Annotated in this window: 13 protein-coding genes; 7 read left to right on the forward strand and 6 right to left on the reverse strand. The window is 51.0% G+C overall.

Annotation, left to right across the window (positions count from 1 at the left end; genetic code table 11):
- Positions 1 to 592: 592 nt before the first annotated feature.
- Genes SPI05_RS02850 through SPI05_RS02865 form a run of 4 tightly spaced genes read right to left on the reverse strand, consistent with a single transcriptional unit; the run spans position 593 to position 3,712 of the window.
- Positions 593 to 1,297: an ABC transporter ATP-binding protein gene (locus SPI05_RS02850; RefSeq protein WP_321075988.1), complete on the reverse strand. Its 705-nt coding sequence runs from the start codon at positions 1,295 to 1,297 to the stop codon at positions 593 to 595.
- A 2-nt stretch (positions 1,298 to 1,299) separates the two neighbouring features.
- Complete coding sequence (locus tag SPI05_RS02855) at positions 1,300 to 2,046, reverse strand: ABC transporter permease (RefSeq protein ID WP_321075990.1); 747 nt, start codon at positions 2,044 to 2,046, stop codon at positions 1,300 to 1,302.
- Positions 2,043 to 3,044: an ABC transporter ATP-binding protein gene (locus SPI05_RS02860; protein WP_321075993.1), complete on the reverse strand. Its 1,002-nt coding sequence runs from the start codon at positions 3,042 to 3,044 to the stop codon at positions 2,043 to 2,045. The genes SPI05_RS02855 and SPI05_RS02860 overlap by 4 nt, the downstream gene beginning before the upstream one ends.
- On the reverse strand, positions 2,999 to 3,712 hold the full coding sequence (locus SPI05_RS02865; protein ID WP_321075994.1) for a hypothetical protein: 714 nt from the start codon (positions 3,710 to 3,712) through the stop codon (positions 2,999 to 3,001). Before SPI05_RS02865 ends, SPI05_RS02860 begins: the two co-directional genes overlap by 46 nt.
- Positions 3,713 to 4,063: 351 nt before the next feature.
- Between SPI05_RS02865 and SPI05_RS02870 the strand changes: the two genes are divergently transcribed.
- The 5 genes from SPI05_RS02870 (at position 4,064) to SPI05_RS02890 (ending at position 8,696) form a co-directional block, all read left to right on the forward strand.
- Positions 4,064 to 5,206 (forward strand): sensor histidine kinase, encoded by a 1,143-nt coding sequence (locus SPI05_RS02870; protein WP_321075995.1) that lies wholly within the window; start codon positions 4,064 to 4,066, stop codon positions 5,204 to 5,206.
- On the forward strand, positions 5,193 to 5,867 hold the full coding sequence (locus SPI05_RS02875) for a response regulator transcription factor (RefSeq protein ID WP_321075998.1): 675 nt from the start codon (positions 5,193 to 5,195) through the stop codon (positions 5,865 to 5,867). The genes SPI05_RS02870 and SPI05_RS02875 overlap by 14 nt, the downstream gene beginning before the upstream one ends.
- 280 nt (positions 5,868 to 6,147) lie before the next feature.
- Positions 6,148 to 7,002: a DNA adenine methylase gene (locus SPI05_RS02880; protein ID WP_321076000.1), complete on the forward strand. Its 855-nt coding sequence runs from the start codon at positions 6,148 to 6,150 to the stop codon at positions 7,000 to 7,002.
- 28 nt (positions 7,003 to 7,030) lie between these two features.
- Positions 7,031 to 7,789, forward strand: coding sequence for a site-specific DNA-methyltransferase (locus SPI05_RS02885; protein ID WP_321076001.1), 759 nt, complete (start codon positions 7,031 to 7,033; stop codon positions 7,787 to 7,789).
- A 16-nt stretch (positions 7,790 to 7,805) separates the two neighbouring features.
- Positions 7,806 to 8,696 (forward strand): type II restriction endonuclease, encoded by an 891-nt coding sequence (locus SPI05_RS02890; RefSeq protein WP_321076002.1) that lies wholly within the window; start codon positions 7,806 to 7,808, stop codon positions 8,694 to 8,696.
- Between the two features lie 76 nt (positions 8,697 to 8,772).
- Here SPI05_RS02890 and SPI05_RS02895 read toward each other — a convergent pair whose 3' ends face one another.
- Entirely contained in the window at positions 8,773 to 9,879 is a 1,107-nt protein-coding gene (locus SPI05_RS02895; protein WP_321076005.1) for a DNA adenine methylase, read from the reverse strand.
- Positions 9,880 to 9,982: 103 nt separating this feature from the next.
- Positions 9,983 to 10,447 carry a tRNA (cytidine(34)-2'-O)-methyltransferase gene (locus SPI05_RS02900; RefSeq protein ID WP_321076007.1) on the reverse strand — a complete coding sequence of 155 codons (465 nt, stop codon included), beginning with the start codon at positions 10,445 to 10,447 and terminating at the stop codon, positions 9,983 to 9,985.
- Between the two features lie 71 nt (positions 10,448 to 10,518).
- Here SPI05_RS02900 and SPI05_RS02905 point away from each other — a divergent pair, with 71 nt between their 5' ends.
- The gene (locus tag SPI05_RS02905) at positions 10,519 to 13,485 is read left to right on the forward strand and encodes a DEAD/DEAH box helicase (RefSeq protein ID WP_321076009.1); all 2,967 of its coding nucleotides are present in this window, start codon (positions 10,519 to 10,521) and stop codon (positions 13,483 to 13,485) included.
- An 87-nt stretch (positions 13,486 to 13,572) separates the two neighbouring features.
- Positions 13,573 to 13,935, forward strand: a complete 363-nt coding sequence (locus SPI05_RS02910; RefSeq protein WP_282921536.1) for a hypothetical protein — start codon at positions 13,573 to 13,575, stop codon at positions 13,933 to 13,935.
- The last annotated feature ends 6 nt before the right edge of the window (positions 13,936 to 13,941 follow it).

Raw genomic sequence — 13,941 nt, forward strand, 5'->3', positions numbered from 1 at the left:
ACAGCGGTACTACTGCCTGCGATTAAGGACACCCAGACTGGACCGCTATTTGCCAGTGCATTCGGAATCAGGCAGGCCCAAATAATACCGTTCAACACTGTTGCGCGCGTGGACCCGGATATAACCCCAACGCAAGCACAGATTATTGCCATGCTAAATACTGAGATGGCCAAAATTGCCGCGTAGAATAGCGGCGTCAGTAAAGAGATTCCTGAGACAGCGCAATAGAATGATTCAGAGATCCAAAATCCTATTGATACTGCGCCCGCGCCTAGCGCAGAGTGCAAATGCAACTTAGTTTGAAACACTTTCGTCCGACCACCTGGGAGGCTAAACAGGAAGGAGCGTTTGTCTGGAAGGTAATCGTAAACAACGCTGTAGGATACTATCCAGCTCACGTATATCGTAGCGATGAATAACGTAATCGCGGCAGGTATAGAGATGCTCAGGGTTAGTGGAAACGGCCCGAGAGAAGTCGCCCTATCCACGCCAAGAAAGCTAAAGAATAAAGAGAACACCAGAGGTACGGCCAAGGAAACCGACGCTAGTATCCAATAAGCTTTTTTGTTCAAAATACGCCGTTCGTACTGTTTCATTTTTTTACCTGTGCGTTGATCAGATTTGAATATTTGTTAAGGAAAGCATCATATTTATTGCGGTTGACGCAGGAGTCTGTGAAAGAACCTTGGTTCATGAAGAAAATCCGATTGGCTAATGAAGATACGAGGGGAAAATCGTGGCTCACTAAAATTGTCGTTGTTCCGCGAGCAGTTGCAGAACGAATGATTTCGACACATCCCTCTACACCGGAGGCATCGATTCCGATGGTTGGTTCATCCAACAATAACAATTCTGGCTGATTCGTGAGCGCTAGACCTAAAGCCAGTCTAGAGCGCATCCCTGTTGATAGTTTCGACAAGGGGATATGTGCTTTCTCAAGCAGACCTACCGTCTTGAGAATATTCTCCGGAGTTACATGGGCTACCTCACCGTAAACCAACCGAGAGTCCAGCAATTCAAGACAACTACGCGAGTCCTCCCCCTTAGGCAGTGACAGATTCGTTCCCATTATACTGAGGTACCAATCGGAAGAATTTCCGTCAACTTGCTGGTTTTGGAAACTGAAACTGCCGGAAGTAGGCCAAATTAATGTGGCAAGAATTTTCAGCAGCGTGGACTTACCAGCACCATTAGGACCGATGATTGCCACGATTTGTCCGGGCTCAGCTAAGAAACTGATATCATCAACCAGGATTTTGCCCTCCACCGACTTGGCCAAGTTTTGTGTTTCTAACATTTTTACTTCCTTCTGGACAATCCAACTAAACAAAGCGTCAAGGTTACGCAGAGCCAGACAATCAGAGTATACAATAGTCTTTTCGAATCAGGCAATGGTTGCGCAAAAGCGTAATAGCCCATTAACTTGCGCGAAGGGACAAAAGGTAAGCAATCATGAATCACATTCAGCCACTCTGGCAATCTCGATGCCGGATAGAGAATCGGGGCAAACAGCAGCGCGGTAATCATCAATAACTGGCTCGCAACCTGGGCCCCGGCTTCTGGTAGCCATAACGCCAGCGTATATCCTAAAGCTAGATAAGTGATTATGCTAATCAGTAAAACTGTAAGCAATTGCCACGAAAGCATTGGAAAGAGACCAAAACGTAACCAACACGCCATGATTATCGCGACTATTCCAGGCAGTGCTACTAAAATCCAGATCAAAAAATCAGAAAACAGCAGCAAAGGTCTCGATATAGGCAGATTTTTTTGGTAATCTAAGAATTTTTCGGTTCGACTTTGAGACAAAATTTGAGGCGCTATCGAAATAGCAATAGCTATAAGAGACAACTCTATTGTTCCAACGCAAACTATTTCAGTACCAGTGGCATCTAAATCTCCCATTAAAAGAGTCGCACCGTAAACGATAGCTAAAGCGAAAAAGACTTGTACTATCGTAAGAATAGGCAAGAGATATCGATGACGCAGGAAACTCCACAAAAATACCCCAGCAAACTGGCGGGTGTGATGAATGATGAAATTCATCGCACACCTCCCTTACTTTGCTGGAGTAAGTCATGGTAAATTAGGTTGAAAGTAACTGGGCTGACTACTAAATCTAAATCGGGCGAGGATTGTAGAGCATTCCGATATAGGTTGGAAATTAGTGAAAACTGAGTTTTAGGCACAAGATAATAGTCGTTCTTATCTTCATCTACTCGTTTCCACCGTTGCATACCTTTTTCAATGATTAACGGCAAGTTGGAATTAGTAAATCTGATCACCAATTTGGAAGCTAAACTTGTGAGAGTATCTGGGGTTGCATCAAGCACAAGTTTGCCAGACTCTACTACCATAAAACGATCAACATACTGTGTGGTATGCTGCATGTCATGAGTAACGACCATCACAGCATGTCCATTATCAGCTAGTTGCCTCATATGCTGCCAGAGTTGAAGCCTACGACTAGCATCTATGTCGTTGGTTGGTTCATCAAAAAGATAAAGCTCTGCAGGTTGTAGAGCTGTCATCCCGAAAGACACGAGGCGTTGCAGACCACCTGAGAGTTTTTCGCTGCTGGTTTTTGCATAATAGCCTATACCGAGTTGTTCCAAATAAGCAGTGGCTTTCCTTTTTGATTCTGCTTTAGGCACACCTCGAATCATTACTGCAGCACTAAGAGATTCAAGCACGTTGACACCTCGAATTGGAGCATACCATTGCGGCATAGAGGCGGAAATTTGACGCGCAACTTTTGGTGATTTGAGAAGCGATGAACCTTTGTAGTAGATTTCTCCGGAAGTAGCCTTAACAGCTGAAGAGATAATTCCTAATAACGTTGTTTTACCCGCGCCATTTGGTCCGGTAAGTGCGGTAAGTTCACCAAGGTTTACATCGAACGAAACATCCTTAAGAGCATAAGAGGAGGTACCTCGATATTGTTTACTTAACTTCCGTACGGCAAGAAATGCGCAATAGGACTTAGTCTGAACATTTATCAAATTAATAATCCAATCGAAGATAAAGCGAATAATAATGGCCATAAAAGAAATAACGTAACATCATAAGCAATCCCTAGTAAATGAACAACTAAAGCGAGTTTCCCCTTCTTAAGAGTAATCATTAATAAAGGATTGTCGAAGGCCAAACATAGAATCCAGCGAGCATCGGTTTTTCTCGTTATATTAAATTCCCAAAAAATACGAAATATTATTGTAGACAAGGCGCTAGACAACCAGGGACTGGAATCAGGTAATATTAAAATCAGCAGAGCAGCAATCGAAATATCAATAACAAGTCCGCTGCAAATTGCAACAAATCGTGCAGGACTTGACCACATCCAGATGTGATTAAGATTTGTGCGAAATGTAGATCGTAAAATATTACCTGATGCCGAAAAATAGCGAACGTTTGGTAGGTATCTCGATGGAACCCCGACCTCTGAGGCTACATCATCTAGAAAACCATATTTGTCCAGCACACGCAGCCCATCTAGGACGTCATCTCTGCTCAACCCCGGGAAACTCATCCTTACGGAGGATACGACTTCATCTACAGTTCTTCCATCTAAATTTTTGATCAGGTTCCACATCTCTCCTTTTCGATCTGTAAATTCCGCGGTAGTCCCAAGCTGTGCACCTATGCGAAAAGTCGATGGGGTGATTCTGTACACCGGTTGTGTCTTTTTTATTATTGGACGTTTGTATTTCATTACATATTCTCCATCTGTAGCCGTCGCTGTCGTATGGAGCCCCGAGTCAACAGGGCTCCATACGATTGGACAACTCGTTGCATTTAGAAAATAATCCACCAAGTGGCAGCTTCTACATCTTCAGCGACTTCAACCTGAACATCCATTGTTTCCCCTCCTCTCTCGATTTCAGGGCAGATTGCACATCTATCTAGTTTCGACAATAGAATTGGCTCACAATGGTTGAGAGCCTTTTTCAGACTAACAACGAACATCAAGCGTGTGAATACCCCAAAATCGGGGTATTGCAAAAACTTCCTTGCGGAAGTAGCCTCTGATAGAATGTGAGTTGCTGCGAACTGGGAAGTCTTCATGAGATATTTTGAGTCATTGGGGCCGCAGAAATCAGTCTGGGGCTATCGTCTCGGAATGCTGTTGCTTATAGTCCTTGCTTTGGTGGTTGACCTCTTTTTATTCCAGTTCCCGCCCCGCCCAACAAGCTTGATTGCCGCTGCCATTCTCAGTATTTCGTCGATATTATTCCTGTTTTGGCCCCGACTAGGTGGCTGGGTCTATCTCTTAGCTGATGCAATTTTTGTGGCTCTTCCCAGCTCATTCGTGGGAATGCTGGGATATCTGTGCATGGCCGTAATCTTTCTATGGGGGTGGCGTAGGTACTATGTCGATGCTGTACTAGCAATATTCTTCCTTGCGGCGAGCTTCTTCCTGGGTGCACCGCTCTATCCAGCAACGAGCATTCTTACGTCCATACTGCTTATTGCCAGTTTCACTGCTGGGTATATGCTGCGAAGATACGTTGATGAACGTGACGGCGCTTTGAACCAGTTATGGAATCAAAAGCTCCAAACCATCCAAGAAACCCAGGCCTTTCGTGATGGTTTATCGGTGCAACTACACGATTCAGTGGCTGGGACTCTTTCCATTGTGGCGTCTACCGCTGAGGTAATTTGCGGGGAACTACCATCCGATTCACCCACGCATTCCAAGGCAGAACTATTGCGTCAAGAAACGAGAAACGCTCTTAGCGAGTTGCGAGAGATTATCCAACTGTTAGACACCAGGCAGGATCAAAAAGAAATCCGCCCGCACCTCAAAAAAGAACTGGACAGGGCCACCAGCGTCGCTGCCGGGGCGGGGCTTCGCCTCGAGCTGGATTCCAGCGGGCAAGAACTGAAAGCGCTGCCTGATTACATCGAGAATCAACTAATCACTATTTTGCGCGAAACCATAACCAATGCAATCAAATATGCTTCCCCCAGCGCGTCGGTGACCCTAAGCATTTCTCGCAGCGGCAACCTCGTGGAATTTATGATGAAAAATCGGGTATCTGAAGAAGTTCAGGACGCGGTGATGAGTTCCGGGAAAGGCCTTCTACAGCTAGAAAAGCGCCTGGGTGATTCCGGGGGCAGCCTCGAAGCGTGGTCGAGCAACGGTTGGTGGATTGTCCACGCAGAGCTACCCATCGAGGAGGGGGACTTTAATGCAAAACAATAACGATTCAGTGTTGCGGGTGATTTTTGCCGATGATGACCCCCTCTATATGGAGCAGGAAAGCATTCTCCTCCGTAGACAGCCGAGCCTAGACCTGGTGGGTACAGCTAATTGCGGGACTGCACTGCTGGAATTGGCCTCGCAAGTCGAGTGGGATGTGGCACTGCTGGATATTGGGATGCCTGGTTTGGATGGTATCGCCACTTTGCAACGGCTCCTAGAACAGCGCCCTGAAGCGGTGGCACTCATGCTGACCGCTTTTGAGCGTCCCGAAACCTTACGCCAGGCGCTCGAGACCGGGGCTAAAGGATTTTTGACCAAGGACACACCGTCAGAGGAAATCGCCGAACTCATTCACCGCGCTTATAAAGGAAAAACCGTGTTGGATGACCGCCCGTTGGATATGCTGCGAGACTTTTACCTGCAAGGAGAGCCTGAACCTGTTGACCCCGAATTTGCCCGCCGTTTAGAGAATCTTCCCCCGCGACTGCGCAAAGTTGCCGACTGTCTGGCCCAGTCAATGACAAACCGGGAAATCTCCCGGGCGACTGGGCTCGCCGAAAATACAGTCGGAAGCTATGTCCGTGATGTCATCACCGAACTCGGAGCCCGGCGCGGCGAAATCGCCGTGAAAATGGGGCAACTGGAATTAAGGACGGAGTAACTCCTAAACGTGTAACTGACCACCGACATGAAAACGAACACTTGGAGTTCTGATGATGGCGATGGGCGATTATGCGAAGAAAAGCACCCCCTTGGGAAGTGCCTGCGCTCCAGTGGGGCGGAGTCAAGGAATCACACCTATTCCGTTACTTCAAGAACCGTTGACCAACTGGACGGAATCGTTTTGCTCCCTAAAGAGTAAGCCAGCGCCCTGGTGTTCTGTCACGGTACGGGGTAGCCGCTACACTAGTAAAGATGAGAGTGGGCGGAGGCGATTGAGCGTGAAGAATCCGGAACCCGTAGTGAAGTGGGCTGGAGGAAAGCGGCAGTTGCTGGACCGCATCATCGGGCGCGCGCCAGCCCAGTACGATCATTATTTTGAGCCGTTCCTAGGTGGTGGTGCGGTTCTGTTCAGTCTGCAACCGCCAAAGATGACCGTAAACGATATAAATGCAGCGCTCATGAGCCTTTACCGGCGTATTCAGACAGACCCAGAGGGGATTATTGACGCGGTTAATGCGATTGATGGCGCGTTGCCTCGGGAGAAAGAGCCCGCCAGCGAGTATTTTTACACGCTGCGTAGCCGCTACAACGATTTAATCCGTAAACAAGACTATGGCCTGGAATCGGACGCGTTGATGTTGTTCTTAAATAAGCATTGTTTCAACGGGTTGTATCGGGTCAATGCAAAAGGGGAGTTCAACGTCCCCTATAACGGTTCTACCGCTTCGTCTCTCAACGAGGACAACATTTATGCCGTTTCTAGAATGCTCCAGGGCGCTACTTTGCTCAATGTTGACTTTGAGCAGGCTTGTCGGGACGCGGGTAGGGGTGATTTTGTTTTTCTTGATAGTCCTTATGCGCCTATCAAGGCCGATAGCTTTCAGGACTACACCAAAGAGGGGTTCCATAAAGAGGACCACGAACGTCTGGCAGTTTTATTTAAGGATTTGGATAAACGGGGTTGTTTTGTCATGCTTACCAACCATGATACGCGCCTGATTCGGGACCTGTATAAAGACTACAGAATTGATGTCGTTTCGGTACGGCGTGCAATTAATTCCGATGCCTCAAAGCGCAGAGGAACCGAAGTCATTGTTACCAATTATCTGGGAGCCCCGGATAACGAAAGCTGAGGCATCAAGCATATTCTTTCAAACCCCCATGGCGAAGCTGATTCTTGCAGATGTTTTTGATGCTCTGGAAAGCCTTGAGGAACAGAGCATTGACATGATTTTTGCTGACCCACCGTATTTTCTCTCCAATGATGGAATTTCTTGCTCTGGCGGTAAACAGGTGTCGGTCAACAAGGGTGATTGGGACAAGGGGCTGCCACTGTCAGAAAAACACGAGTTCAACAGACGTTGGGTTCGTGAATGTAAGCGCGTCTTGAAACTAGACGGCAGCATCTGGATTTCCGGCACGTTCCACAACATTTATTCCATTGGTTTTGCTTTAGAACAAGAACGATTCAAGATACTGAACAACATCACCTGGCAGAAACTTAATCCCCCTCCCAATCTAGGCTGTCGGTGCTTCACGCATTCCACGGAAACCGTCATTTGGGCACGTAAGGACGAAAAGAAAGCTAAGCACAAGTTTAACTACAATTTGATGAAAGAGCTCAACGGTGGAAAACAGATGAAGGACGTTTGGCAAGGAACGCTGACTCCCAAAAATGAAAAGGCTTTCGGCAAACACCCCACCCAGAAACCTGAGTACCTGTTGGAAAGGATCATACTGGCTTCAACCAATGAAAGGGATTTGGTGCTGGATCCGTTTGTGGGATCTGGGACCACTGTGGTGGTCGCAAACCGACTGGGACGTAGTGGTATCGGCATTGACAACAACCCTGAATACCTTGAAATTGCTAAAAAACGACTGCTGGGTTTGACCTCAACCCCAGAGAAAGCAGCTATGTAGCGGAAGGGACAAACAGTTGCGTGATTTTGAAACTTGGATTGGTAATTTCAAAGAATCCATTGCCACCTACGACTACTATGCTGATTGGGAGAAAATATTTAGGCAAACTGACAGTATTAAGGTTGAGTTAAACATTCTTAATTCACTGGTCGGTTCAAAGAACATCTATTCTGATTTCATGAATCTAATCTCGCGTTACCCAGAGGTGCGTCGAGCTATCCCTATCTTAATCGCAAAACGTGAGACCACGATTTCAATCTTGGATCCCGATGACGGTTACCGCCTTTTTGACTTTTCGACTGTTCATCTCAGTGACCAAGACTGTGCTTTGTTCATGGAAAAAAGCGGGTTGTTCAATCTGATTAGCAACCGTATCGTAGACAATCTTTACGACTATGTGACCGGGGTTGAAGCGGGGCTTGATTCCAACGCTCGGAAGAACCGGGGCGGGCACCTCATGGAGGACCTCGTCGAAAGTTACTTGAAAAAGGCGGGACTCCGCTGTGAGCAGGACAGCCGGAAAAAGCCCGACTCTGGTACCTATTTCAAAGAAATTAACACCAATAATCTGCGGTTGTGGGGTTTGAACATGGATCCTCTAACCAATAGCGGCAAAAGCTCTAAGCGCTTTGACTTCGTGGTTTGCACTGATACTACGGTTTTTGGAATTGAGACGAATTTCTATGGTTCAGGAGGCTCAAAACTGAACGAGACCGCCCGTTCCTACAAACAACTTGCCCAGGAAGCTCAACAAATTCCAGGTTTTCAATTCGTCTGGTTCACTGATGGCAAAGGATGGAACGGCGCTCGGGGGAATCTGCGAGAAACCTTTGAAAACATGGAGCACATATACTCAATCAGAGATTTAGAAGATGGTATCTGTACAAAAATCTTCGCTGAACCTTAGGTTTTCGATATCGTTTCGATTGCTCGTTTCAACCACGGCTCGATAGTTTTTAGTTTGGTTTAATTGCGAAAGGAGACTAGCCCACTTGGGCGAGGGGGCGCGGTTCTGAGGGCGCTTCCGTGGTGTCGGGGACGTGAAAAGCAGCCCGGATACGCGCGCCAACCTGCGCGCTGCACCCGACGAACAGGTATTCCAGATTCCGCAGGTGAGTGACTTTACCAACCTTGGTTCCCTCCGGGTTATAGATGCCGATTTGGGCACCCACGTAGCGTTTATAGTCAAAAGCCAGCGCTACGCAGTCCTCAAAACCAGCCGCCACCGCGTCAAACAGGGTGTCAAAATCAATCCAAGATTCATTGTTATAGGACAGCACCAGCGTGTCCGTGTCGACCTGGGCAATCAGGCTTTGCAGGGCCTGGGGCATCTCGCGTTTCCGGTTATACGCCGAATGTGTGGCGGAATCCCGGGCGTCCACCCGCTTTTGCGCCACGCCGTAAGCCTCGGGGCAATCCCAGCGAATCAGCGTCTCCCAAATGTGATAGTTCGTAAAGTAACGATGCTGGTTATAGGGCGGATCTAGGTAAACCAGGTCAAAACGCGGGGTCGCGGGGTCGGCGATGAGTGCGTTCGTGTCACGCTGGTAGGTGGTGCCCGTACCGTCCAAAAGCTCAGGTACTCGCAGTTCCAGGTCATTGTATGCGCGCGGAGCCCACTGTTTCAGGTACGCCATCTGCAGTCCGGTCGTGGAGTCTACCCGGTCTGCCGCCTCCATCAGGGAGGTCAGCAGGATAGGGTAGCGGGGGTCTGCGGCAAACTCCGACTCGATACGATTGCGGATAGCGTCAATGCGTTCTCCGTTCTTTGGTTGAAAGAACCGAGACTTTTCGCAAAACGTTTCTGTAAAGTATCCCGGCTCGCCGGGGGTGGCTTCTAGGTCGCACAAGAGAGTTCGTAGCTCGCGGTCGTTTATCTGACGTTTGTCGGTGGCGATATAGCAGTCCGCGAGTACCCTCGAATAACTGGCCACATCGTTGGCTGCAGTGGCGATTCCGAGGGCCTTGAAAGCCTGGGCGACCCGGGTCGTCCCGGTAAAGGCGTCAAGGGCGGTGCGTGCGCCCGACAGGTCCGCAATCTGTGCCAATGCCGGCACCAAAGTGCGTTTTGAACCCAGATACTTAATCACACGTGCTCCCTCTTTTCCTCGAGATTAACATGAGGAAACGGGAAAAACCGCGCAGGCACACGGAAAACCGGGAAATCGAGACTTGTGACCAGGAAAAAAGAAACTACATTCCGCCGGTGTAGCCGAGCTGACCCCAGGCGTAATACAGCCCAATGGCCGCTGAAATCGAAAGGTTCAACGAGCGGCGTCCCTCCAGCATGGGAATCCGAACCCGACTGGTGACACGCGGGTCATCCATGACTTCAACTGGCAGCCCGGTATCTTCGGGGCCAAACATGAGACCGTCCCCGTCCCGGAACTGAATCTGGGGCAGCAGGATGTCAGTGTGGCCGGTAAAGGCATAAAGTTTTCCGGGCACGCGCGCCAAGCAGTCGTCCAAATTGGGGTGACGCTCCAGGTGCGCCAGGTCGTGATAGTCCAGTCCCGCCCGTTTCAACTTGGTGTCGTTATCGAGGTCAAACACGGTCGGTTCGACCACATGCAGGGTAGCGCCGGTACAGGCGGCCAAACGAATAGCGGCACCGGTATTCCCGGCGATGCGAGGTTGAAAGAAAATCACGTGCAACATAACGTCCCTATTCTAGGGAGGTTTTTCGCCGCAACGGAAAATCCGTGGCGGAAACCTGTAAAATAGACAGAATGGCTTACGAAATGGATTGGCGCGCGGGGCTCGGCAGCTTGCTCAACGCTGGCGAGGTTGATGTTACGAACCAGCCTTTGGCAATCCAGATAGAGGGAGAAACCTTGGTTCCCCTGCGTATCAACCCGGCCGGGGACTGGTCAGAAAAACGTGCCACTTGGCGTGACCTGACCTCGCGCTGGGCCTCGGTCACCCGCGGACTGAACGCCACGCAGCTCGCCGCGATGCGCCACCTTTTTGAACATAGTGCCCGGGCGCAGCTTGTGAAGTTGAGTCACCTGGACGCTACCGGTCTGGACCTCCTGGAAAAGTGCATCACCAGCGGAGTCAGTGTCTTTGCTGACACTTCTCGCACTACCGTGCTGCGTCCCGCGGCTCCCGACCCCCAAACTGTCTTGGTCATCACCCAGCACGAGGACGGCTCGGTGACGGTGGCGGCCGGCACTGAAACTGCGAGGGCTGGCGTTGCCTCAGAAACGCCCGAAACTAACGGGGCTGACTGTCAGCCTCTCGGGTCCAGACTGGACGCCTTGCGTGGGCGTTTCGTGGCGTGCGCCGGCTTAAAAGCTGGTGTGAACGAGGAGCTGAACGCGTTGGCCGCGGCTCAGGCTCGATGGGAAATCCCGGCTGCGCAAGCCAACGAATTTTGGGCCAATTACGCCAAACGCCTGGGGGAGCTGGGAGTGCTGTCTCGCGACTCGATGCATCTGTCCCAGGAACACGTTTTCGGTCCTCCCCGATTGTGCGGATTGCTGCGCCTGAACGAAATGAACCCGAAACTGGTCGAAATCCACTGGACCGTGCGTCGCTGCTCGGCCGCCGCCACGGTAGAAGTGGTTTTGAACCCCAACACCCCCGATTCGGAAATTCAGGCGGCTATGCAGGGCGTCGGTTCCCTGGGGGGCTGGAATGAATCCGAAATTCAGACGTTCTTTACGAAAAAATTTCCCATTTTTGAGTTGGATCGGATTCGCGAGTTTATCAACACCATCAACGTTTCCGAACGCGCTGAAGTCAATATTTCCCCCGAACTGCAACACATTCAGATTTTCTCTGACGGTCCGGTGCTCGACTTGCGGATTGACCAGGCGATTTCTCCCACTCAAGGGACGCTTCGGTCTGACGACACCGCCCTGGACTTCGAGTCGGATTTAGGCGAACCTCCCGAGGGCGAGCCGCGTGGCTGGGGGCTGCGCTACGGGCTGAACCTGGGGTTGCGCCTGGGTCAGGAGGATTTGGACACGAAAGAGTTTCTGGCGGCTCTGGGGCGGGTGGAGCGCTGGTGGCAAACTCCCGGAGGTAACTGGGTGGATTTGTATGCGGCGAAAAACCAGCAGCTGAAACGCCTGATTCGCGAGTTTACCGATTTGGGGCTTAACGACTTTTCCGGAAGCGCGGCTTTTACGGTTGGGATTTCTAATTTCGGGCTGATTTCGGCATTGGATGCGATGGCCGCAACGCGCCAGTTTTCCGGCGATTGGGAACACGCCGTCAATCTGCTGGTGAATCCGCCCGAAGTATCGACTCCCGCGTTGGCACAAGGCACTTGGCGTGGGTATCAAGAGGATGGTTTCCGTTGGATGACGGCTCGGGCCGAGGCCGGTTTGGGCGGCATCTTGGCTGACGACATGGGCTTGGGCAAGACTATGCAGATGCTGGCGGTCATTCAAGGACAAAAGCTGCAGTTGGCGGGTAGTCCCGCGGACGCCGCAGCGGCGGTTTTCGTGGTGGTCCCGGCCAGTTTGATGGGAACGTGGGAGGATCAAGCCTCGCGGTGGTTCCCGGATTTGCGGGTATATACCCAAAGGACGAGCGTGGGCAAAGCCGCCGCGGACTGTCAGAGGGTGGCCCGCGAGGTAGAGCAAGCCGACCTGGTGCTGACTACCTATACGTTGGCGCGAATGGACATAGATTTCTGGCAAACTCAGAGTTTTTCGGGCTTAGTTTTCGATGAAGCCCAGTTTGTGAAAAACCCCTCCACCGCCACCCATAAAGCCTTGGTGCGGTTGCGTGCGAAGTGGGCTTTTGCCCTGACAGGTACACCTATCGAAAACACCGCCACCGACTTGTGGTCGATTATGTCGCTGACTGTTCCCACGGTGTTGCCCAGCTTGCCGGTATTTACGCGCCGTTTTGCCGCCGAGACACTCAGCGATCGCAGCGAGGCGGCGACCGAGCTTTCGAATCGGGTGGCACCGTTCCTGCTGCGTCGCACCAAAGACAGCGTTGCCCAGGAACTGCCCGAAAAGGTTGAACAGATAGTCTCTATCGACCTGGAGCCGGTGCAGCGAACCTGGTACGCCAAGTATTTGACGGCGGCCCGAGCCCAGGCGGCGGACGCTAACTCGCCTCGCATCAACATACTTACGGCGCTAACCCGCCTGCGGCAACTCGCTTTGAGCGCTCGGCTCATAGACCATCACGCGCACGAGGACGGTGCAAAAGTCACGTATCTGCTACAAACGTTGGAGGGGTTGCGCGATGATAGCAGCGTGACGGCACGGCAGCGCCACAAGGCGCTGGTATTTTCCCAGTTCACATCGTTCTTGGCGATACTGCGGGAAAAACTGGACGAGGCGGGGATTGATTACGCCTATCTGGACGGCACCAGTCGGGACCGCGACCGGCAGGTGGCACGATTCCAAAACGGGGAAGTCGACGTGTTCCTGATTTCGTTGAAGGCCGGTGGGTTTGGTTTGAACCTCACCGAGGCGGATTACGTGTTTCTCACCGACCCGTGGTGGAATCCGGCGGTGGAGGCACAAGCTGTCGACCGGGCGCACCGGCTGGGGCAAAAACGGTTCGTGAACGTCTATCGGCTGGTCGCTGCCGACACTATTGAACAGCGGGTTTTGGAGCTGCAAGAAAAGAAACGCGACCTCATCGGGGCGGTACTCTCCGGTCAAGAAAACCGGGACATGTCCGCGGGAATCACCCTGGAACAGTTGCGCAGCCTTCTGGGCTAGGGCTTTCGGCAGGATAGCCGAGGCTGTCGCGCGGTAAATTTTTCCCAAATTCCGGCGCTGTCTGAAAGGGCATGAAACAATAAAGCTATGAATGATGACATTGTTGAAGGGCGTAATTATTTCCAACGTTCCGCCGTCCGAGCGAAGTCCTTGGTACGCGGCGACCCGCTGGTGGGTTCGGGTCTGATTGTCATTGGGGTGTACTCGGGTAACGCCGAAGTCGCTGAGGTGATGCGCGGCTCGGCAAAGACGGTTCGTTTCATGCGTCCTGATGGCACGCTTTCTGCGGAAGCGGCGACGGATCCAGCTCAGATTGGCATCAAGTTAGCCAGTGGTTACGTGTTGGTGAAGGCCAGCGCAACCGGCAAAGATGATGTGGATGAGAATGCCTTTTTCCTGACCCCGACCGCTTCAATGGTCGAGATTTGGCAGTTCGCTGAAGCCGATTGAGTTCAA

Source organism: Mobiluncus sp. (assembly GCF_034180645.1).
Taxonomy (GTDB): domain Bacteria; phylum Actinomycetota; class Actinomycetes; order Actinomycetales; family Actinomycetaceae; genus Mobiluncus.

What these genes read in the sequence shown, in the direction of transcription:
- SPI05_RS02850 (WP_321075988.1), bottom strand. Translation starts at nt 1,297, where the DNA reads ATGTTAGAAACACAAAACTTGGCCAAGTCGGTGGAGGGCAAAATCCTG.
- SPI05_RS02855 (WP_321075990.1), bottom strand. Translation starts at nt 2,046, where the DNA reads ATGAATTTCATCATTCATCACACCCGCCAGTTTGCTGGGGTATTTTTG.
- SPI05_RS02860 (WP_321075993.1), bottom strand. Translation starts at nt 3,044, where the DNA reads ATGGCCATTATTATTCGCTTTATCTTCGATTGGATTATTAATTTGATA.
- SPI05_RS02865 (WP_321075994.1), bottom strand. Translation starts at nt 3,712, where the DNA reads ATGAAATACAAACGTCCAATAATAAAAAAGACACAACCGGTGTACAGA.
- SPI05_RS02870 (WP_321075995.1), top strand. Translation starts at nt 4,064, where the DNA reads ATGAGATATTTTGAGTCATTGGGGCCGCAGAAATCAGTCTGGGGCTAT.
- SPI05_RS02875 (WP_321075998.1), top strand. Translation starts at nt 5,193, where the DNA reads ATGCAAAACAATAACGATTCAGTGTTGCGGGTGATTTTTGCCGATGAT.
- SPI05_RS02885 (WP_321076001.1), top strand. Translation starts at nt 7,031, where the DNA reads ATGGCGAAGCTGATTCTTGCAGATGTTTTTGATGCTCTGGAAAGCCTT.
- SPI05_RS02900 (WP_321076007.1), bottom strand. Translation starts at nt 10,447, where the DNA reads ATGTTGCACGTGATTTTCTTTCAACCTCGCATCGCCGGGAATACCGGT.
- SPI05_RS02905 (WP_321076009.1), top strand. Translation starts at nt 10,519, where the DNA reads ATGGCTTACGAAATGGATTGGCGCGCGGGGCTCGGCAGCTTGCTCAAC.
- SPI05_RS02910 (WP_282921536.1), top strand. Translation starts at nt 13,573, where the DNA reads ATGAATGATGACATTGTTGAAGGGCGTAATTATTTCCAACGTTCCGCC.